Consider the following 18,989-nt stretch of genomic DNA (forward strand, 5'->3'; position numbering starts at 1 on the left):
ATGTTCCGCACGCCGACTGACCGACTGCCACCAACCTTCAACCGCCTCGCCTGCTCGAACCTCGCGGCGCAGTCAGCCGAGCAGATCGCGCTGGCCGCGGCGCCCATCGTCGCCGTGCTGCAGCTCGGCGTCGGCGAAGGCCAGACAGGATTGCTGCAGACCGCGCTGACCCTGCCCTTCGTGCTGTTCGCCATTCCCGCCGGCCTGCTCGCCGACCGCATGTCGCGCCGCACCTTGATGGCCGGAGCCGAGGCGCTGCGCGCTGTCTCGCTGCTGTTGACGCTGGCACTGATCTGGTTCGGCGCGCTAACGATGCCGCTGCTCGCTTTGCTCGGCTTCGTCGCGGTGTGCGGCACCGTGGTCTACAGCGTCGCCGCGCCGTCGCTGGTGCCATCGCTGGTCGTGCCGCAATTGCTGGGCGCTGCGAATGCGCGGATCGAACTCGCACGCACCGTGGCCTTTGCGAGTGGTCCTGCCATCGGCGGCGCGCTCGTCGGCTTCGTCGCCGCCGCGCCCGCCTTTGGCTTTGCCGCAGCACTGTCGATCATCGCTGTCGCCTTGCTATCGGGCATCCATGAGCCCACACGCACGACAGTACAGCGACGCAATCCGGTGCAGGACATCGCCGAAGGTCTGTCCTTCGTCGCACATCATCAATATTTGCGGCCGGTCTTCATCACGCAATTCATCTTCAGTGCCGCGTCCTTCATGGTGCTGGCAGTGTTCGTGCCCTATGCCGTTCGCCATCTCGGCCTCTCCGCGTCGGGTGTCGGCATGACACTCGCGATGTATGGCGCCGGCATGGTGATCGGCGCACTGCTGGCCACACGTGTGATGAAGCGGTTGCCGTTCGGCACCGTGATCGCGCTTGGCCCCGTCACCGGCTTCGTCGCCTCCGTCGTGATGGCACTGACCACATGGATCCCTTCGCCGGCGTTAGCAGGCGTGAGCTTCTTCCTGCTCGGCGTCGGCCCGATCCTGTGGGTGATCTCCACCGCGACGTTGCGGCAATCGGTAACGCCGCCCAGCCTGCTCGGACGCGTGTCGGCCATCAACATTTTGAGTTACGGCGCCCGTCCGATCGGAACCGGCATCGCGGCCGTTATCGGTGGGCTCTATCACGCGGAGGCCTGCCTCTATCTCGCGGTCGCCGGTTTTGCCTGGCAGGCTGTGGTGATCCTGACCTCGCCTGCAGTGGCGTTGGAAAGGCAGCCGGACATGGTCGGCGATACTGCCGCAACATTGCCGCGAGCATCCCAACCGACAGCCGGTTAGCTGGTCGTGTAGTTCACTTCCGGAACTCATACATGAGCCGGGTGCTGTCGCTGAACCTGACGCCGGTCCGCCTTCCTGTCGCCGCAGGTCGCGATGTCCACCTTCTATCTGAAGGGCGCCGCGCCATCGCACGTGACGCTGAACCAGATATTCTCCGGCATGATGCCCTACATGCTCATCGTCATCATCTGCATGGTACTGATGTATATCTGGCCGGGGCTGACGCTGTGGCTGCCGCATTATCTGTACGGCAACTGATCCGCCTGCCCACCACCGCCGGGAAGATGGCGGCGGCACCATATCCTCCTAGAATACCGCATGACTGCTCCGCTCTTTGCAGTTCTCTTTATATGATGTACCTCATTTATAAAATGAGGGCCATCACATGACCGACCGTACCGCCGACACCGTGGCAGACACCTCCCCGCAGGAAGCATCTTCCACCGCGCTGCAGATCGCCGTCCTCGCGGGGCTGGCCTCGATGGGTACCCTGGCGACCAACATCCTGCTGCCGTCGCTGCCACAAATGGCGGCGTCGCTGAAGGTGACGACGCCCGCGGTCACAGCATCGATCACGGTGTTTTTGCTGGTCTTCGCGCTTGGGCAATTGCTGGTCGGGCCGATCTCCGACCGTTACGGACGGCGCATGCCGGTGCTGGCCGGTTTCGCTGTCTTCATCATCGGCAGCATCTGGTGCGGCGTCTCGACTGACCTTCCTTCGCTGCTGATCGGCCGCGCGATCCAGGCCGCTGGCGCCTGTTCGACCTCGGTTCTCTCGCGCGCGATCGCCCGCGACCTGTTCAGCGGTGCAGCGCTGGCACGCGCACTCACCCTGGTGATGATCGCGCAGGCCGCAGCTCCCGGCTTCTCTCCGCTGCTCGGCGGCGGGCTCGATTATTTTTTCGGATGGCGCTCAGAATTTGTTTTCGTCGGCGCTTTCGCGGTGTTGTCGGCTCTCAGTTATATCCTGGTGCTCGGTGAAACCCACAATACGACGCGTATCCCGCTCAATCCGTTCGCCGTCAGCGCAACCTATCTCAAGCTTTCTGTAAACCGCCACTTCCTGATCCCGGCCGCCACGGTAGGCCTGATCATGGGCGGACTATTCTCGATCTTCTCCGCAGCGCCTCGCGTTCTCATTGAGGGTTACGGCTTCACACCGATTGCGCTCGGGCTGTTCTTTGCGGGCACCGTGCTGGTTGTGTTCGGCTCCGGCATGCTGGCCGCCCGCCTCGCCCCCCGCTTCGGGCTGGATCGGGCCATTCGCTATGGATTGCTAATCGCGTTCATCGGCAGCATTGCGGTGCTCGCGACCGCCTACTTCCATGGCAATGTCGTCACCTTCATCGCCGCGACCTGCGTGTTCCTGCTGGGCATGGGCGTGGTCAATCCGCTCGGCACGGCGCAGGCGCTGTCACCGTTCGGCACCCATGCCGGCGCCGCCTCCGCACTGCTCGGCTTCTGGCAGATGATGGGGGCCGCGATCGGCGTATCCCTGTCGGCCACTATCGTGCCGCAGGCGGCATTGGCGCTCGGCATCGTTCTCGGTGCGGCCTGCCTGATCGCCATCGTACTTTACGCGATGCGCCAGAAAACCACTGCGATCAGCTAACGGGCCAGATAGCGCTCGTAGCCGCCACGTACGACCTCGTCGCTGTCGATCTCGGGATCCAGCGTGTAGAGGTCCTGCGCGCGGCCGATGCCACGCAAGGCGTAGCGGCCAGTAGAGACCAGATACTTGCGGCCGGCCGCGTCAAGCCCGGCCTGAAATGCGGACGAGGTCAACAGCGGCCTATCGACCGACGAGCACATGGATGCGATGCGGCTCACCTCGTTGACTGACGGGCCGACCACAGTGAAATCGAGCCGCTCGTCGCTGCCGATATTGCCGTAGAATACTTCGCCCTCATGCAGACCGACATAGGCAGTCGTTACCGGCCGGTTCGCGGCCAATCGTTTCGCATTCAGCTTGGCCATATTCTTCCGGAACTGATGTTCGGCGCGCAAGGCGTTGCGCTTGGCCTTCACCATGTCGTCGCCGGTGAACATCGCCAGAATACCGTCGCCGATAAGTTTGAGCACGTCGCCGCCGACGTCATGGATCGCAGCGATGGAGGCTTCGGCATAGTCATTAAGGAACGGGATGATCTCGTCCGGTCCGATCGCCTCGCTGATCCCCGTGGAGTTGCGCAGGTCGGAAAACCACAACACCGCATTAATGCGCTCGGTGACGCCCCGCGCGATCTTGCCACGCAGAACCTGTTCGGCGGCATCGCGGCCGAGATAGACGCGGCCGAGGGTGCGCGCGATCTCCATCTGCGCTGCCGACTTGATGGCGAGACCGAGCATCGGCACCAGTTCGCGCAGCGCCGACATCTGGCGCTCGTCGAACCCGTCCTCATGGCGCGTGGCCCAATACGAATAGAGGCAATCCATCTGCCCCATCGAGCCATTCTCGCCGAACTTGTGGACGAACACGGCGCCGTGGCGGTGACCGCCTTCCTGCAAGCTGCTGACCATCGAGAAGCGGTCGGCGATCCCGGGCGCGTGCAGATCGAGCCGCAATTCCTCATGCCCCTCTTCCAGCATGTGGAAGAACACCGATCGTCGCCAGTTCGCGGCGGCCTCGCCGATCTCGGTCGAGCCGTATTCGAACACGTCGCTCTCATTGCTGGCCGTGTCGTTCCAGCGGAAGCCGCGACCCTCGAAGATCGGATGCAGCGTATCAATGAAGACGAGGCCACGGGATACTTCGATGCCGCCGGCACGGCAGCGCTCGCAGAAGCCGCGGATCAGGTCGTTTTCCGGAAGGCCGGTCAGACCCTCGCCGACCAGCCAGTTCATCAGCTCAATGCGTGCGGCAGTTTCCATGAGACACTTGTAGGATGGGTTGAGCTTTTGCGAAACCCATCCTGCGACGCTCTAACCATGCGCGCTTTGCCCCTTGGCGTGGATCTCGACGGAGCCCGGGAACAGGCGCCGGATCAGGATGTAGAAGACCGGCGTGAAAACGAGGCCGAAGATCGTGACGCCGATCATCCCGAAAAACACCGCGACGCCCACCGCCTGGCGCATCTCCGAGCCTGAGCCCGACGAGATCACGAGCGGCAGCACGCCGAGAATGAAGGCAAAGGACGTCATCAGGATCGGGCGGATACGCAGCCGACAGGCCTCGATCACGGCTTCGAGCTGATCGCGGCCCTCCTGCTCGATGTCACGGGCGAACTCGACGATCAGGATCGCGTTCTTCGCGGCCAGTCCCACCAGCACGACGAAGCCGATCTGGGTCAGGATGTTGACGTCCTGTCCCATGATGCGCACACCGATGGTGGCCGCGAGCAGGCACATCGGCACGATGAGGATCACCGCGAAAGGCAGCGTCCAGCTGCCATATTGCGCGGCCAGCACCAGGAATACGAACAGCACACAGATCGGGAACACGTAGAGCCCTGAATTGCCGCCGACCACCTGCTGATACGAAAGATCGGTCCACTCGAAGGTGAAGCCGCTCGGCAACGTTTCGTCGGCCAACTTCTTCATGGTGGCGAGCGCGGTAGCCGAACTGGTGCCGGGAAGGGTGTCGCCCTGCAATTCAGCAGCCGGATAAAGATTGTAGCGCGGCACGCGATCCGGCCCCGCGGTGTCATGGAAATTCACGACGCTGCCGAGCAGCACCATATTGCCGTCGGTGTTGCGGGTCTGCAGGCGCGCGAGATCTGCAGTTTCCTTGCGGAACGGCAGATCGGCCTGCGCGGTGACACGATAGGTGCGGCCGAGGATGTTGAAGTCATTGACATAGGACGAGCCGAAATAAATCTCGATGGCGTCCGTGACGTTCTGCACGGGCACATGGAGCATCTGCGCCTTCTGGCGATCGACCTCGACGAACACCTGCGGCGTGTTGGCGGAGAACGGCGAGAATACGGCCGTAAGGCCGGGCGCCTTGCGCGCCGCGTTGACCAGTTCGTCGGTCGCCGCCGCCAGCAGGTCCGGACCCCTGCCCTGATTGTCGAGAATGCGCATGGCAAAACCGCCGCCGGTTCCGATGCCGGGCACGGCAGGCGGCGGCACCACGATGACGACAGCGCCCTCGATGACCGACAGGCGCTTGCGCAACTCGGCGGTGATCCCGTTCGCGGTGATGCCCTTCTTGGCGCGGGCTTCCGCTTCATCAAACACCGGGAACAGCGCTGCCGCGTTAATCGCCTGCGTGCGGGTCGCACCGTTGAAGCCGGCGAACGACGGTACGCGTACAACGCCGGGCACCCCCAGGGAAATGCGCTCGATCTCGCGGACAATTTCCGTGGTGCGGGTCAACGATGCCGCGCCCGGCAATTGGACGACGACAATAACGTAACCGCGATCCTGCGCGGGAATAAATCCCTGCGGCGTGGTATAGAGCAGCCAGCCGGCCGAGCCGATCAGCACGGCATAGACCAGCAGCATCAATTTGGAGTGCCTGATGACGAAGCCCGCGGCGTCGCCATAGCTGTGCGAGAGTTTGTCAAAGCCGCGATTGAAGGCAGCGGTAAATGCGCCCCACACCCTGCTGAGAACGTTCCAGCTCGCCGGCGGCTTCTTCTCGTGGTGTGGCTCGAGGATCAATGACGCCAGCGCCGGCGACAATGTTAGCGAACAGAAGCACGAAATCGCCGTAGCGACCGCAATGGTAATGGCGAATTGCTGGAAGAACTGCCCGGAAATGCCGCCGATGAAGGCCGTGGGTACGAACACCGCGCACAGCACCAGCGCGATCGACACCAGCGCGCCGCCGACCTCCTGCATGGTGAGCAGCGCCGCATCGCGCCGGCTCTTGCCTTCAGCCAGATGCCGCTCGACATTCTCGACCACGACGATGGCATCGTCGACCACAATGCCGACCGCGAGCACCAGCCCGAACAAAGTGAGGTTGTTGATGGAGAATCCGAGCGCCGCCATGATCGCGAAGGTGCCGATCAGGGATACCGGAATCGCAAGGATAGGAATGATCGCAGGGCGCCAGCCCTGCAGGAACACCAGCACGACGATCACCACCAGGATCATCGCCTCATAGATGGTCTTGATCAGCTCACTGACCGATTGCGCGATGAACTCGGTCGGGTTGTAGCCGATGTTGTATTCAAGCCCCTTCGGAAAATCCTTCTTCAACTGCGCCATCGTGTCGGCGACGCCCTGGGCGGTGCCGAGCGCGTTCGATCCCGGCCGCTGCGACACCGCGAGGCCGATGGCCGGCTTCTGCAACAGGAAGCTGTTGGTCGTGTAGGATAACGCGCCCAACTCGATGCGCGCGACGTCGCGCAGCCGCACAGTGCGACCATCGGCGCCAGCCTTGATGACAATGTTCTCGAATTGCCCGATATCCTTCAGACGACCCGTAAAGGTGAGATTGGGCGAGAAGGCACGATCCGATATGGGCGGCTCAGCGATCTGGCCGCCAGCGATCTGCAGGTTCTGCGCGCGTACTGCAGCAATCACTTCGCCGGCAGTCATGCCAAGGATGCCGATCTTGTCGGGATCGAGCCACAACCGCATCGAATAATCGCGCGCGCCGAAGATCGTGATGTCGCCAACGCCATCGAGCCGCAGCAATTGGTCGCGAACCTGACGTAGTGCATAGTTGGAGATATAAAGCTGGTCGTAAGTGTCATCCGGCGACAGCATGAACACCACGAGCAGCAGGTCCGGGCTGTTCTTGCGGGTCACGACGCCGACGCGCTGCACCTCTTCCGGCAGCCGCGGCTGCGCGATGGCGACGCGATTCTGCACCAGAACCTGCGCCTTGTCCAAATCGGTGCCGAGCTTGAAGGTCACGGTGATGTTCAACTGGCCGTTCGAGGTGGCCTGGCTGTACATGTACAGCATGTCCTCGACACCGTTGATCTCCTGCTCGATCGGCGTCGCCACGGTGTCTGACACCGTCTGCGCCGAGGCGCCGGGATATTGCGTGGTAATGACCACGGTGGGCGGAGCCACCTGCGGATATTCCGCCACCGGCAAGGTCGTGTAAGCGAGCGCACCGACAATGAGCATCACGATGGACAAGACCATCGCAAGGATAGGCCGGTTAATGGAGAGACTGCCGAGGTTCATGGCTTGGCGCCGGCATTTGCGGGAGTTTGGGCCGGTGCGGGCGTGGCGGCCGCCATCTTCGGCGAAACCTTGGCACCAATACGGGCGCGCTGCAGCCCGTCGACAATGACACGGTCGTCAGGTTTGAGCCCTTCCCTGATCACCCGCAATCCGCCGTCCAGCGGACCGAGTGTCACAGGCCGCGCTTCGACCGTGTCATCGGCTTTCACCACCATCACGATCTTGCGCGATTGGTCATTTGCCACGGCAGCATCAGGAATCAACAGCGCTTCATATTCGCCGCTGGCGATGATCCGCACGCGGGCGAACTGGCCAGGCAGGATGGAGAGATCCTTGTTGTCGACAATAGCGCGGCCACGCAACGTGCCGGTGCCGACGTCGAGCCGGTTGTCGAGAAAGTTCATCTTGCCTTCGTGCGACGGCTTGGTCTCACCGACCAGGGTGATTTCCACGGGGTTCGGCGTATCGCGCGAACTCGGTCGCTTGCCCTCGAACCAGAGCTTGCTGTTGCGGACATAAGTCGCTTCGTCGGTATCGAAATAGACATAGATCGGACTCAGCGACACGATCGAGGTCAGCAGCGTGGCACCGCTCTCGCTGCCCTGCACGAGGTTGCCGACGGTGACGAGATGGCGGCTGACGCGACCATCGATCGGCGCAACCACCCTGGTATATTCGACATTGAGCTGCGCTTGCTTGAGCGCACCTTCTGCCTGCAAGGTCGCCGCCTGTGCCGCAGCCAACGCCTGATTGCGCTGATCGACGATATTCTCGGAGATCGCGTCGGTCTTGATCAGCGTGGTGGCGCGCTCCAGCTCCTTCTCCGCCAGCACGACCTTGGCCTTGGCATCGTCGAGCTGGCCCTGCGCCTGCTCCGCCGCAGCCTGATACTGGCGCGGATCGATCTCATAGAGCAGGTCGCCCGTTTTGACGACAGCGCCATCGGTGAAGGCGACCTTGGTGACGAAGCCTGTCACACGAGCGCGCACCTGCACCTGTTCGACAGCATCGAAGCGACCAGTGAATTCATCCCAGTCGGTCGTGACTTTCTTGGTGGGATTGGCGACCGTGACCGGTGGTGGCGGAGGTGCTGCAGCCTCTTCCTTCTTTCCACAGCCGGCTAGGAGCAGAACCGCAATGACAGGTGCTGCACTCGCCAAACGCGCCAGCAGGCTCCGTTCACCGCCATGTGATCGAGACAAAGTGATTGAAATCTTCAAGACCATGCCCCCGCAGCAACTGCCGATGCCGCCACCATCATGCGCTATATCAATTCGACATCAAGCGAAATAATCCTGCAACGCGGAATGACAAGCCCACTCACCCATCTCAGCAATTAGTCGCAGATCAATGGAGCGTCACGAGCTGGTTACATTCGGAGGTTTTGTTAAATCGTTCAGCCGGCGGCAGAACGACTGCTATCCCTCTGCGGCGCAGCACGACGCGCTGCACGTCTTCGCGTTTCGCATGACCTGTACTTGCTCACCACCATCTCGTGATCGCATCTATGTCTTGTCAGGTTCCGCATTCGGTCGACGCTGGGTTGCCTGCGAACGCCTACATTCTTGACCTGCATCATCCAGTGTCGAACTATACATGCAATGCCGAACTATCCATGCTATCCGGCGGCATCCGTTCAATCATTCGACGAAAGGCACCAAGATGTTCAAAATGCCCACTCTAATTGCGGCGGCAAGTGTTACGGTCACCATCCTCGTTGCAATCCCGAACCAATCACAAGCCGCGGGCACGCTTGAGCAACGTCGCGCCTGTCGTGCGGATGCCATGAAATTCTGCCGCGACTACATCCCCAACGTGAATCGCATCACCGCCTGCATGAAGCAGAACATCAGCAAGCTCAGCCCACTTTGTCGCGCTCAGTTCGAGTAGGTGTCATGACGCGCTTGGTCTGAAAACGCGAATACCAACCTGCGACAGTTGCGCTTTCGAACACGCCGCGATGGCCGAAAGCGGGCAGACATGGTAGGATGCACGTCCACCAGTTGAAGGATCAAGTGTGTTATCTCTAGAACTCGGGATCGTTGCGGTCCTGATCGTTGTCAATGGCCTGCTCGCAATGTCCGAGCTGGCGATCGTATCTGCCCGCCCTGCCCGCCTCGCCGCCTTGGTCGAAAAAGGTGTGACAGGCTCTCGCCGCGCACTGGCGCTGGCCTCCGATCCCGGCAAGTTCCTCTCCACCGTGCAGATCGGCATCACGCTGATCGGCGTGTTGTCCGGCGCCTTCTCCGGTGCAACGCTGGGTCAGCGTCTCACGGCATTGTTGCTTGATCTTGGCGTATCAAGGGGCCTCGCGGATACACTCGGCGTCGGCATCGTCGTCTCGATCATTACTTACGCCTCGCTGATCATCGGCGAACTCGTGCCGAAGCAGATCGCGCTGCGCGATCCCGAGGCTGTGGCAGTGCGCGTGGCGCCGGCAATGGTGCTGCTCGCAAAAATCTCGCTGCCACTGGTGTGGCTGCTCGATCGCTCCGGCAAGGCGATCCTGTTCCTGCTCGGCCAGCGCGGCGAAGCCGAGGAGAAGGTCAGCGAGGACGAAATCCGTACGCTCGTGACCGAAGCGGAAACCGCCGGCGTCTTGGAGCCCGGCGAGAAGGAAATGATCGCGGGCGTGATGCGCCTCGGCGACCTGCCCGTCGGCGCCGTCATGACGCCGCGCCATGAAGTGGCGATGATCGATCTTGCCGATCCCATCGAGACAATCCAGGCCGAACTTGCGGGCAGCTCGCATTCGCGTTTTGCGGTGTTCGACGGCGATGGCGATTCCGCCATCGGCATTGTTCAGGCCAAGGATCTGCTCGATGTGTATCTGAGCGGCAAGACGCCGGATATCCGCGCGCTGGTGCGCGAGGCGCCAGTCATTCCCGACACGGTCGATGCGCGCGACGTGGTGGCGATCCTGCGTGACTCGCCATTTCACATCGGCCTCGTGCATGACGAATACGGCGTGTTCCAAGGCGTGGTGACGTCAGCGGATATTCTGGAGTCGATTGTCGGCGCCTTTCACACCGAGGAAGGCCCGGCCGAGGTCGCGTTTCACAAGCGCGAGGACGGCTCGTATCTGATCTCGGGCTGGATGCCTGCGGTGGAATTCGCCGCCCTGCTCGGCATTGAACTGCCGGTACAATCACGTCCCTATCAGACCTTTGCGGGATTTCTGTTGCAGGAGTTCGGCAAGATCCCTGACGTCGGCGACCAGGTCGTCTCGCACGCCTGGCGTTTCGAGGTCATGGACCTCGACGGCCGCCGCATCGACAAGGTGCTGGCCAGCCGGGTGACCGAAGAGGCGCTGGGATAGGCGTGTAGTCGCGGCACGCTCTGTATGTCGTCCCCGCATTCGCTGGAACGACATGTTACGAGTTGCGATGCCTACTCGATGACTCGGCCGAACTTGTTCGATTTCGGCAGGCCGGTCGCGAGACGGCCGGCATCGGCACGGTTGCCACGCCAGTCGGCCAGTTCCTTCCAGGTCAGGCGATGCTCGCGGTCAGACGAGTCCTTCCAGGTCAGGCCTTCCTTGGCCACGAAAGTGGCAACGTCTGACAGACCTGCGCTGGTGTATTTCTGCAAGCGTACGCCGCGGCCGCGCGCCATTTCCGGCACCTGATCGAGCGGGAAGATCACCATCTTGTGGTTGGTGCCGATGACCGCGACCTGATCGCTGCCCTCGCCGACCACCGTCAGCGCCCGCGCCTCGTTCGGCATCTCGACATTCAGCACCTGCTTGCCCTTGCGGGTGGTGCCGACGCAGTCATCCTCGTTCACGAGGAAGCCCTGCCCGTCATGGCTGGCGATCAGGAACTTGCGACCGCCCTTGTGCACGAACATCGAGACGATGGCGGCGTCGCCTTCCATGTCGATGAACAGCCGGATCGGCTCGCCATGACCGCGGCCGCCCGGCAGCTTCGACACGTCGAGCGAATAGAACCGGCCATTGGTGGCGAGCAGCATCAGCTTCGAGGTGGTTTCGGCGAAGAACGCCTTGTCGAGCTTGTCGTCGGTCTTGAAGGTCAGGTTGGAGAGATCCGCGACCTGACCCTTCAGCGTACGGACCCAACCCTTCTCGGAAATCACGACGGTCACAGGTTCGCGCTCGACCAGCGACTCTTCGAGGGCAGCGAGATCATGCTCCGGCGCGTCAGCAAACACCGTGCGGCGTTTGCCGAGCGGCGTCTTCGGCCCGAAGATGTCGCGCACCTTGCGGACCTGCTCGCCGACCTTGGCCCACTGCTCGGTTTCGGACTTCAGGATCGCGTTGATGCCCTTGAGCTCCGCGCGGAGCTCCTTGTCTTCTTTCCTGATCTCGAACTCTTCGAGCTTGCGCAAGCTGCGCAACCGCATGTTCAGGATCGACTCGGCCTGCAATTCGGTGAGGCTGAACGCCTTCATCAAGGCCGGCTTCGGCTCATCCTCGGTGCGAATGATCCGAATGACTTCATCGATATTGAGATAGGCGATCAGGTAACCGCCGAGCACTTCCAAGCGGTGCTCGATCTGGCCCTTGCGATAATTGGAGCGACGCAGCAGCACGTCGCGCAGATGGTCGAGCCATTCGCGCAGACACTCGGCGAGACCGAGCACCTTCGGGATGCGCCCCTTCACTAGTACGTTGAGATTCAGGGGAATCTTGCTCTCGAGCTCGGTGAGCTTGAACAGCGACTCCATCACCAGACCGGCGTCGACATTGCGCGTCTTCGGCTCGATGACCACGCGAATGTCTTCAGCAGACTCATCGCGGATATCGCCGATCAGCGGCAGTTTCTTGTCGTTGAGGAGCTCGGCGATCTTCTCGATCAGCCGTGACTTCTGCACCAGCCATGGAATCTCGGTGACGACGACATTCCAGGCGCCCCGGGCGCCCTCTTCCACATGCCACTTGGCGCGGGTGCGGAACGAGCCGCGTCCGGTCATATAGGCTTCGGCGATGCTTTCCTTGGAATCAACGATGATGCCGCCGGTCGGGAAGTCCGGCCCCTTCACCCAGCGCATCAAGGATTTCGATTTGGCGTCGGGCTTGTCGATCAGATGCAGCGCGGCGTCGCAGAGTTCGGCGACGTTATGCGGCGGAATCGAGGTGGCCATGCCGACCGCGATGCCCTGCGCGCCATTGGCCAGCAGGTTCGGGAAGCCACCCGGCAGCACGGCGGGCTCTTTGGTCTGGCCGTCGTAGTTCGGGCGCAGCTCGACCGCGTCTTCGTCGATGCCTTCGAGCAGCAGCCGCGCGACATCGGTCATGCGGGCTTCGGTGTAACGATAGGCAGCCGCGCTATCGCCGTCGATATTGCCGAAATTGCCCTGGCCGTCGACCAGCGGGTAGCGCGACGAGAAATCCTGCGCGAGGCGCACCAGCGCGTCATAGATCGACTGGTCGCCATGCGGATGGAACGAGCCCATCACGTCGCCGACGATCTTGGCGGACTTCTTGAACGGCGTGCCCGGATCGAGCCGCAAGAGGCGCATGCCATAGAGGATGCGGCGGTGAACCGGCTTCAGGCCGTCCCGCGCATCCGGCAGCGCCCGGTGCATGATCGTGGAGAGCGCGTATGCGAGATAGCGCTCCTCGAGCGCGTCCCGCAGCTGCACTTCGTGAATTTCAGCCGGCTCCGGCGGAATCAGTCTTTTTCCCATGGCGGAGGGGTTAGCGCCTCCCGACGAATCGGGCAAGAAATGAATCGAAAGCCAGTGATCAAGTTCCGCGGATATGGGGGCACCCTCGCGTCGAGAGGCGCCCCCATATCGATGCGTCAACCATCAGGCGATCCGATAACTGGCGGTTCCCGGTTCCCCTAGACCCCCTCGGCCGGCGCTATCTGGATTTCTGCATGGAGGTCACCACGATCTGGCCATCAATGCGACCGGCATCAAACTTGACCTTGTCGCCCACCTTGACCGATTTCAGCATCGCCGGGTCTTTCACGCGAAAGACCATGGTCATGCCCTCGTCCATATCGAGGCTCTTGATCGGACCGTGCTTCAGCGTGATCTTGCCTGCCGCTTCATCGATCTTCTTCACTTCTCCGCGCACCGCAGCATCCTGCGCGTAACCCGCGACGCAGAACATTGAGAGCGCAACAAACGCGACAAGCGCGACAGATCCATTGGTCTTCATAGTGCAGTCCTTTGCGTGAACTTGAGCTGTTTGCATCGCGCTATTTCACGATGACCTTGCCGGTCATCCCCAATTCACGATGCGTCGGGATCAGGCACGAATATTCGAACGTCCCTGCCTTCGAGAATTTCCACAGGATTTCCCCGGACTTCTTGGCGGCGAGACGCAGGCCATTGGGCTCGTCATGCTCCATGTCGGGATTTTTCTTCATCGCTTCCCCATGCTTCAGATTTTCTGCCGTGGTTGCCAGCAGGAACTCATGTGCTTCAGTCCCTATGTTACGGATCACGAAGCGAATCTGCTCGCCGCGCTTGACCTCGATGACCGCGGGCGAATAGTCCATCTCGTTCATGCTGATCACGATTTCTCGCGCCGGCTTTTTGGGATCGCCGGGTTCGCCGGCCGAATATCCTCCATGCTTGTCATGGGCCGCCGCAGCAGCCGAGTAAGCCATCGCGGCCAGCATGACGCCGCGACCGATGTATTTCCGGGTGTTGTTCATTTCAGTTTCCATGTTGCTTGTTGTCTGTGATGACGATGAGCGGTCGTTGCCCCTACATTCCCTTCATTTTCATGCCCTTCTTCATGTCCATCGGCTTCGGCCCGTGGTCTTTGATGGCTCTGTCCTTCACGCCCGTCTGTCGTGGAGCTTCGCTCTGCGGTGCCTCGATCTCATAGGCCACTGTGCCCTTCGGGAAATCGTAAGGACCGGGATCGCGGTAATCGTCGCGCGCGAGCCCTTCCCGCACCTTCATGATGCTGAACATGCCGCCCATCTCGATCGGACCGAATTGTCCTGATCCCGTCATCATCGGCAGCGTGTTGTCGGGCATCGGCATCTCCATCTCGCCCATGGCGCCGCCGGTGGATCCCATCACCATCGCATCCGGCGCGAGTTTGCCGACGGCCTTTGCCAGATCCTTTTTGGAGACGCCGATCAGGTTTCTGACGTCGTGACCCATCGCATTCATGGTGTGGTGCGACTTGTGGCAGTGGAACGCCCAGTCGCCGGGATTGTCGGCGACAAAATCAAATGCGCGGATCGCGCCCACCGGCACGTCAGTGGTGACTTCCGGCCATTGCGCGCTGTCGGGCACCCAGCCGCCGTCCGTACAACTGACGGCGAACTTGTGGCCGTGCAGATGGATCGGATGATTGGTCATCGTGAGATTGCCGACCCGTATCCGCACGCGATCGCCAAGCCTAACCGGCAACGGATCGATGCCGGGAAAGACGCGGCTATTCCATGCCCACATGTTGAAGTCGGTCATCTCGTTGACCTTCGGCAGATAGGTGCCGGGATCGATGAGATAGCTGCTCATGATGAAGACGAAATCGCGATCGACGGGCCGGAAGCTGTTGCCGCGGGGATGCACGACCATCATCCCCATCATGCCCATCGCCATCTGGACCATCTCGTCCGAATGCGGGTGATACATGAAGGTGCCGCTGTGCTTCATCTCGAATTCGTAGACGAAGGTCTTGCCCGGCTTGATATGCGGCTGGCTCAGGCCGCCGACGCCGTCCATGCCGCTCGGCAGGATCACGCCGTGCCAATGCACGGTGGTATGCTCCGGCAGCTTGTTGGTAACGAAGATACGAACCTTGTCGCCTTCGACGGTTTCGATCGTCGGCCCCGGCGACTGGCCGTTATAGCCCCAGAGATAGGCTTTCATGCCGTCGGCAAATTCGCGTTCGACCGGCTCGGCGACCAGATGGAACTCCTTCCAGTCCCCATTCATCCGCCACGGCAATGTCCAGCCGTTGAGCGTGACCACCGGATTGTAGTCGGGTCCGCTCGGCGGATGCAGCGGCGGCTGCATCGTTACCTTGTCCATCATCGGCGCTTCGGGAATATTCGCCGCTTGCACGCGGCCGGTGACCGCAGCCGCGCTGGCGAGCGCCGTGGCGGTGCCGAGAAAATTTCGTCGGGACAACATGGTTTTCTCCATTTCAGTGCCCTCCTCCGCTCGACGCCTGAGCGGCCGTCGCGGTTCTTGTTTCGGATGGTTCGCCGCGGCCGCCGCCATTGATCGCGGTCTGCAGCGCGGACTGCGCGAGCCAGAAATTGCGTTTGGCTTCAATGGCTGCGCGCAGCGCCGCGATCCGCTGGCGGGCCTCGGTGAGCAGCGCGAACACATCGACCTGCATGCTGCTGAAGCGCAGCTGCATCTCCTCCGAGATGATCTTGCGCAGCGGCAACACCTCGCGCTGGTAGTGACCGGCAATGTCGTAGGTTGAGCGATAGACCCTGAAGGCATCGCGCGCTTCCGAGCGAATATTCACGGCCTTCTCGGTCAACAGGTTGAAGGCCTGGTTGTAGGTCTCTGACGCCTGCCGGACGCGGACTTCACCACCATCGAAGATCGGAATCTGAAACTGGATGTCGAAGCCGCGCTCGCGGAACGGAGGCCCCCCGGGTTCGCGCTTCTTGCTGTCAATGCCGGCAACATCGAGCAGCGTGACGAAGCGAGTGGCCTCGGTCAGATTGAGCGACCTGGCAAGTGCGGCCAGTTCGATACGTGCAATCTGCAGGTCGATGCGGTGTGCCACGGCATCGACCTCGATCCCCGGCAACGACAGCGGCTGGCGCGGCAACACCGGAAGCTTCTGCGGCAGTCTGATGCCGATGTCGCCGCCCCAGAGACCGAGCAGACGGATCAAAGCCTCACGCGCGCTCGTCGCCTCCTGACGCAGCATCGCCAGATCGGCCGTCGTCTCCGCGTAGAATACCTGCTCGCGGGCCTGATCGAGTTTGTTCAGCGACCCGGTCTCGCCCAGCTTCAACACAAGCTGCGCGGTGGCCTCGGCCGTCGACTTGGCATCAGTCAGAAGGCCGACAAGCTCGTTGGCCGCCACCGCCCTGTAATAGGCGCGTCGAACATCGGCTGCGAGCCGCAGCGTTTCTTCCGCCGCACGCAGCTGCGCCTTCTGGAAACGCTGGCGGGCGATTTCCGAGCGGAACGGCAGCGTTACCAGCGCAAGAATATCGCCGACCACCTGCCGCTCGATTTCCAGCGCGCCGTTGCCGGAAATGCGCGAGATCGAGAATGTCGGATTGGGCGGCAGGCTGTCGCCGACCAGGTCGGTCTCGGCCAGCGCCAGTTCATTATACGCAGCCTGCAAGCCGCGATTGCCGAGCAGCGCGATCTGGACCGCACTGTCGACTGTCAGTGGCCACCGCAGCAGGGCCTTGACGGTCGCATCGGCACGCTGTGCGTCATTCGGCGTCCGGATCGCCATCACGTCCTTGTTGATGGTCTCGCTTGCGACGCCGGCGACGACACCCATGCCGCCATCAGGCGAGAACGATGCACATCCCGTCAGCAGCAGCATCGACAGGACTGTGATGCCCGCGACAGGCCTTGAGCCGAGTCGGTGCACCCGCGTGAGCGATTTGTGATCCCTGTTGAACATCGCGCGCTCCTACCGGCCGGATTTCGGCTTGGGAGCGACACGGTCGTTCTGCTCGCGCCATGATGACGGAGCAACCGGCCGAAGGCTGTTGTAAGGAGCCACCGTGGAGCGATAGCCGACACCAGCGACCCTGGCGCCGGGATCGGCAGGATCGGCGCCAGCCAGCGGCACGGTCGTTGGCATGCAGCCACCGAGCGCCATGCCGGTAGCGGTCATCGCTGCGAATATTCCTGATCTGATATCAAATGGTTTCCCGGCCACCGAACAAACGGCGGCGAGCTTCGCCCCAAGCTGCGCAAGCATGTTATTTTCCTGACATGACGATGAATCACAGGCGCGCGTGCCCTTAACGGGCGCGACACCGCGTCGATACGATCAGGTCAGGAAATGGGAGGGCGGTAGAGCCGGGCGGGCGCGCTGTCGGCGACCGCGCGATAGCCTTCGGCGACACGAAGCGCCGTGGGCACCGCAGGGGTCACGATGTCAGTCAGCGTCGCCGGCAGCGCGGAGACGCACATCAGGCCGCAGCATGGACCGCTCGGTGAGTGCGGGACCTTGTGCGGACCGGATGTATCGTCGATCGCGATCGATGCGTGATCGATAGCGGCGTGTGCGGCTGATGCGTGCGCGACAGAATGATCATGCGCGTGACCGTCGCCATGCATGTGCGCAGACGTGCTGCTGTTGACATGCACCATGCCGGTCATATGGCTTTCGCCGGTCAGGCACGGCGCAACCGGGGACTGTCCCGGCCATGCAAAGGAGATCGTCGGCGCGAGCACGCACAATAGATAGACCAGGGCAACAAACCACCCTGCTCTCAGCCTGTTCACTCTGGTCAGACGAACCAGCATCCGGACGCGATATCTTCCTATCAACCCATCAATGCACGGACCATAGACGCGAATCCGGCATTCGCCAATGTCGAACTCGCCTCAGGACGGGGATGTGATCCGTGCCAGATGCCGCGTCACCGCATTGATGAACCCCTCGCGGGCGTCGGAATGGCGCTGCCCACGCGGCTCCAGCACATTGCGCAGCAGGAAGCGGCCGGTCAGATCGAAACCGTCCTGCAGATCGCGATCGGACCAGCTATTCTGGCCGTCCTCACTGTCGCGCAGGAATGGCGGCAGCCGCATCAAGCGGTCACGCCACGGCTCGCCGGCCTGCCGCGACACCGCGCCACCGGATTTAGGCGACACGTAGATCAGATCCGTGGTGGCGCCGGTCGCCGCGCAGTTTTCCAGATCGAGGCCGAAGCCGAGTTCGGTGAGCATCGCCAGTTCGAACCTGATCATATGGATGGCCGCCTCGCTCACGCCATCGAAATCATCCAGAATGCGCTCCAGCATCTCGTAGATATCCTCATGCGGATCGCGCTCCGGCAGCAACCGCGCCAGCGAGGCGAGATGGGTGATGCCATAGACCGCATGGGACGAGCCCAGCAGCGTCGCGGCGCGCATCAGCGTGCCTTCCATCAGGTAATAGCCGAGCTGCTCATCCAGACGCGCCCGCCATATTGCCTGCACGCTATTGCCGGGCTGCAGCAGCGGCCGCATCTTTGACCCCGCACCACCGCGCACCAGGCCGAGATGGCGGCCATGGCTACGCGTCAGCAGTTCGACGATGGCGCTGGATTCGCCATGTCGTCGCACACCGAGAATGATGCCTTCGTCCGTCCATTCCATGCGGTCATTATACAGGAAAACGCGAAAGATAGGATGGGGTGCCGCAGCGAAATGCATCTTCGAACGGCTTGCGATTGATGGGTTTCGCTCCGGCGCTTCGCGCTGCCTGCGCATGACGGCGTGTAGCGATCGTAGGATGGGTAGAGCGCAGCGAAACCCATCGCTTTCGTGCGCGTGAATGATGGGTTTCGCTCCGGCGCGATGCGCCTGCGCTCTGCCCATCCTACGGCCTGACGCTTCGGCGTCATCGCAGATTCGAATTTCAAACAGCCACTGCCCTTCAGACATGCGTCATCGCCCCTGTTGTTGGCGGCGCGGGGGCGCCGTCGTTGCTTGCATTCCCGCCCTCTTGCGAGAGGGCGTGCGGAACGCCGGGTGCCCGATGCACC

The 18,989-nt window shown here is 62.1% G+C and carries 15 protein-coding genes and 1 pseudogene; 5 read left to right on the forward strand and 11 right to left on the reverse strand.

Annotated elements, in window-relative coordinates:
- The 3 genes and pseudogenes from ACEK02_RS29225 (at nucleotide 1) to ACEK02_RS29235 (ending at nucleotide 2,887) form a co-directional block, all read left to right on the forward strand.
- Entirely contained in the window at nucleotides 1–1,275 is a 1,275-nt protein-coding gene (locus ACEK02_RS29225) for an MFS transporter (protein WP_371424944.1), read from the forward strand.
- Between the two features lie 63 nt (nucleotides 1,276–1,338).
- Nucleotides 1,339–1,533 (forward strand): annotated as a pseudogene (locus ACEK02_RS29230) (C4-dicarboxylate ABC transporter); the annotation flags it as partial.
- A 127-nt stretch (nucleotides 1,534–1,660) separates the two neighbouring features.
- Complete coding sequence (locus ACEK02_RS29235) at nucleotides 1,661–2,887, forward strand: multidrug effflux MFS transporter (protein ID WP_371424945.1); 1,227 nt, start codon at nucleotides 1,661–1,663, stop codon at nucleotides 2,885–2,887.
- Here the strand turns inward: ACEK02_RS29235 and ACEK02_RS29240 are convergent.
- The 3 genes from ACEK02_RS29240 to ACEK02_RS29250 are packed head-to-tail and all read right to left on the reverse strand — an operon-like array spanning nucleotide 2,884 to nucleotide 8,591.
- The gene (locus ACEK02_RS29240; protein ID WP_371424946.1) at nucleotides 2,884–4,146 is read right to left on the reverse strand and encodes an adenylate/guanylate cyclase domain-containing protein; all 1,263 of its coding nucleotides are present in this window, start codon (nucleotides 4,144–4,146) and stop codon (nucleotides 2,884–2,886) included. The two genes, ACEK02_RS29235 and ACEK02_RS29240, sit on opposite strands and share 4 nt — an antisense overlap.
- Before the next feature lie 51 nt (nucleotides 4,147–4,197).
- Nucleotides 4,198–7,365 (reverse strand): efflux RND transporter permease subunit, encoded by a 3,168-nt coding sequence (locus ACEK02_RS29245; RefSeq protein ID WP_371424947.1) that lies wholly within the window; start codon nucleotides 7,363–7,365, stop codon nucleotides 4,198–4,200.
- Nucleotides 7,362–8,591 (reverse strand): efflux RND transporter periplasmic adaptor subunit, encoded by a 1,230-nt coding sequence (locus tag ACEK02_RS29250; protein WP_371424948.1) that lies wholly within the window; start codon nucleotides 8,589–8,591, stop codon nucleotides 7,362–7,364. Before ACEK02_RS29250 ends, ACEK02_RS29245 begins: the two co-directional genes overlap by 4 nt.
- Nucleotides 8,592–9,027: 436 nt before the next feature.
- Here ACEK02_RS29250 and ACEK02_RS29255 point away from each other — a divergent pair, with 436 nt between their 5' ends.
- A complete protein-coding gene (locus ACEK02_RS29255) occupies nucleotides 9,028–9,255 on the forward strand; it encodes a hypothetical protein (RefSeq protein WP_371424949.1) in 228 nt (75 codons plus the stop codon).
- A 127-nt stretch (nucleotides 9,256–9,382) separates the two neighbouring features.
- Entirely contained in the window at nucleotides 9,383–10,684 is a 1,302-nt protein-coding gene (locus tag ACEK02_RS29260) for a hemolysin family protein (RefSeq protein WP_371424950.1), read from the forward strand.
- Nucleotides 10,685–10,755: 71 nt separating this feature from the next.
- Here ACEK02_RS29260 and parC read toward each other — a convergent pair whose 3' ends face one another.
- The 8 genes from parC to recO all read right to left on the reverse strand — a co-directional run bounded on the left by parC (nucleotide 10,756) and on the right by recO (nucleotide 18,600).
- The gene (parC, locus tag ACEK02_RS29265) at nucleotides 10,756–13,014 is read right to left on the reverse strand and encodes a DNA topoisomerase IV subunit A (protein WP_371424951.1); all 2,259 of its coding nucleotides are present in this window, start codon (nucleotides 13,012–13,014) and stop codon (nucleotides 10,756–10,758) included.
- Between the two features lie 178 nt (nucleotides 13,015–13,192).
- A complete protein-coding gene (locus tag ACEK02_RS29270) occupies nucleotides 13,193–13,495 on the reverse strand; it encodes a copper-binding protein (protein WP_371424952.1) in 303 nt (100 codons plus the stop codon).
- Nucleotides 13,496–13,535: 40 nt separating this feature from the next.
- On the reverse strand, nucleotides 13,536–13,997 hold the full coding sequence (locus ACEK02_RS29275) for a plastocyanin/azurin family copper-binding protein (protein WP_371424953.1): 462 nt from the start codon (nucleotides 13,995–13,997) through the stop codon (nucleotides 13,536–13,538).
- Between the two features lie 52 nt (nucleotides 13,998–14,049).
- Complete coding sequence (locus tag ACEK02_RS29280) at nucleotides 14,050–15,435, reverse strand: multicopper oxidase family protein (protein WP_371424954.1); 1,386 nt, start codon at nucleotides 15,433–15,435, stop codon at nucleotides 14,050–14,052.
- A 13-nt stretch (nucleotides 15,436–15,448) separates the two neighbouring features.
- Nucleotides 15,449–16,831 (reverse strand): TolC family protein, encoded by a 1,383-nt coding sequence (locus ACEK02_RS29285; protein WP_371424958.1) that lies wholly within the window; start codon nucleotides 16,829–16,831, stop codon nucleotides 15,449–15,451.
- Between the two features lie 90 nt (nucleotides 16,832–16,921).
- Nucleotides 16,922–17,215, reverse strand: coding sequence for a hypothetical protein (locus ACEK02_RS29290; protein WP_371424955.1), 294 nt, complete (start codon nucleotides 17,213–17,215; stop codon nucleotides 16,922–16,924).
- A 77-nt stretch (nucleotides 17,216–17,292) separates the two neighbouring features.
- Nucleotides 17,293–17,766 carry a hypothetical protein gene (locus ACEK02_RS29295; RefSeq protein WP_371424956.1) on the reverse strand — a complete coding sequence of 158 codons (474 nt, stop codon included), beginning with the start codon at nucleotides 17,764–17,766 and terminating at the stop codon, nucleotides 17,293–17,295.
- An 81-nt stretch (nucleotides 17,767–17,847) separates the two neighbouring features.
- On the reverse strand, nucleotides 17,848–18,600 hold the full coding sequence (gene recO / locus ACEK02_RS29300) for a DNA repair protein RecO (RefSeq protein WP_371424957.1): 753 nt from the start codon (nucleotides 18,598–18,600) through the stop codon (nucleotides 17,848–17,850).
- Nucleotides 18,601–18,989: the final 389 nt, after the last annotated feature.

The organism is Tardiphaga sp., from assembly GCF_041424195.1.
GTDB lineage: Bacteria > Pseudomonadota > Alphaproteobacteria > Rhizobiales > Xanthobacteraceae > Tardiphaga.

Coding starts and splice junctions, on each gene's coding strand:
- ACEK02_RS29225 (WP_371424944.1), top strand. CDS start 1: ATGTTCCGCACGCCGACTGACCGACTGCCACCAACCTTCAACCGCCTC.
- ACEK02_RS29235 (WP_371424945.1), top strand. CDS start 1,661: ATGACCGACCGTACCGCCGACACCGTGGCAGACACCTCCCCGCAGGAA.
- ACEK02_RS29240 (WP_371424946.1), bottom strand. CDS start 4,146: ATGGAAACTGCCGCACGCATTGAGCTGATGAACTGGCTGGTCGGCGAG.
- ACEK02_RS29245 (WP_371424947.1), bottom strand. CDS start 7,365: ATGAACCTCGGCAGTCTCTCCATTAACCGGCCTATCCTTGCGATGGTC.
- ACEK02_RS29250 (WP_371424948.1), bottom strand. CDS start 8,591: ATGGTCTTGAAGATTTCAATCACTTTGTCTCGATCACATGGCGGTGAA.
- ACEK02_RS29255 (WP_371424949.1), top strand. CDS start 9,028: ATGTTCAAAATGCCCACTCTAATTGCGGCGGCAAGTGTTACGGTCACC.
- parC (WP_371424951.1), bottom strand. CDS start 13,014: ATGGGAAAAAGACTGATTCCGCCGGAGCCGGCTGAAATTCACGAAGTG.
- ACEK02_RS29270 (WP_371424952.1), bottom strand. CDS start 13,495: ATGAAGACCAATGGATCTGTCGCGCTTGTCGCGTTTGTTGCGCTCTCA.
- ACEK02_RS29275 (WP_371424953.1), bottom strand. CDS start 13,997: ATGAACAACACCCGGAAATACATCGGTCGCGGCGTCATGCTGGCCGCG.
- ACEK02_RS29280 (WP_371424954.1), bottom strand. CDS start 15,435: ATGTTGTCCCGACGAAATTTTCTCGGCACCGCCACGGCGCTCGCCAGC.
- ACEK02_RS29285 (WP_371424958.1), bottom strand. CDS start 16,831: ATGCTGCTGCTGACGGGATGTGCATCGTTCTCGCCTGATGGCGGCATG.
- ACEK02_RS29290 (WP_371424955.1), bottom strand. CDS start 17,215: ATGCTTGCGCAGCTTGGGGCGAAGCTCGCCGCCGTTTGTTCGGTGGCC.
- ACEK02_RS29295 (WP_371424956.1), bottom strand. CDS start 17,766: ATGCTGGTTCGTCTGACCAGAGTGAACAGGCTGAGAGCAGGGTGGTTT.
- recO (WP_371424957.1), bottom strand. CDS start 18,600: ATGGAATGGACGGACGAAGGCATCATTCTCGGTGTGCGACGACATGGC.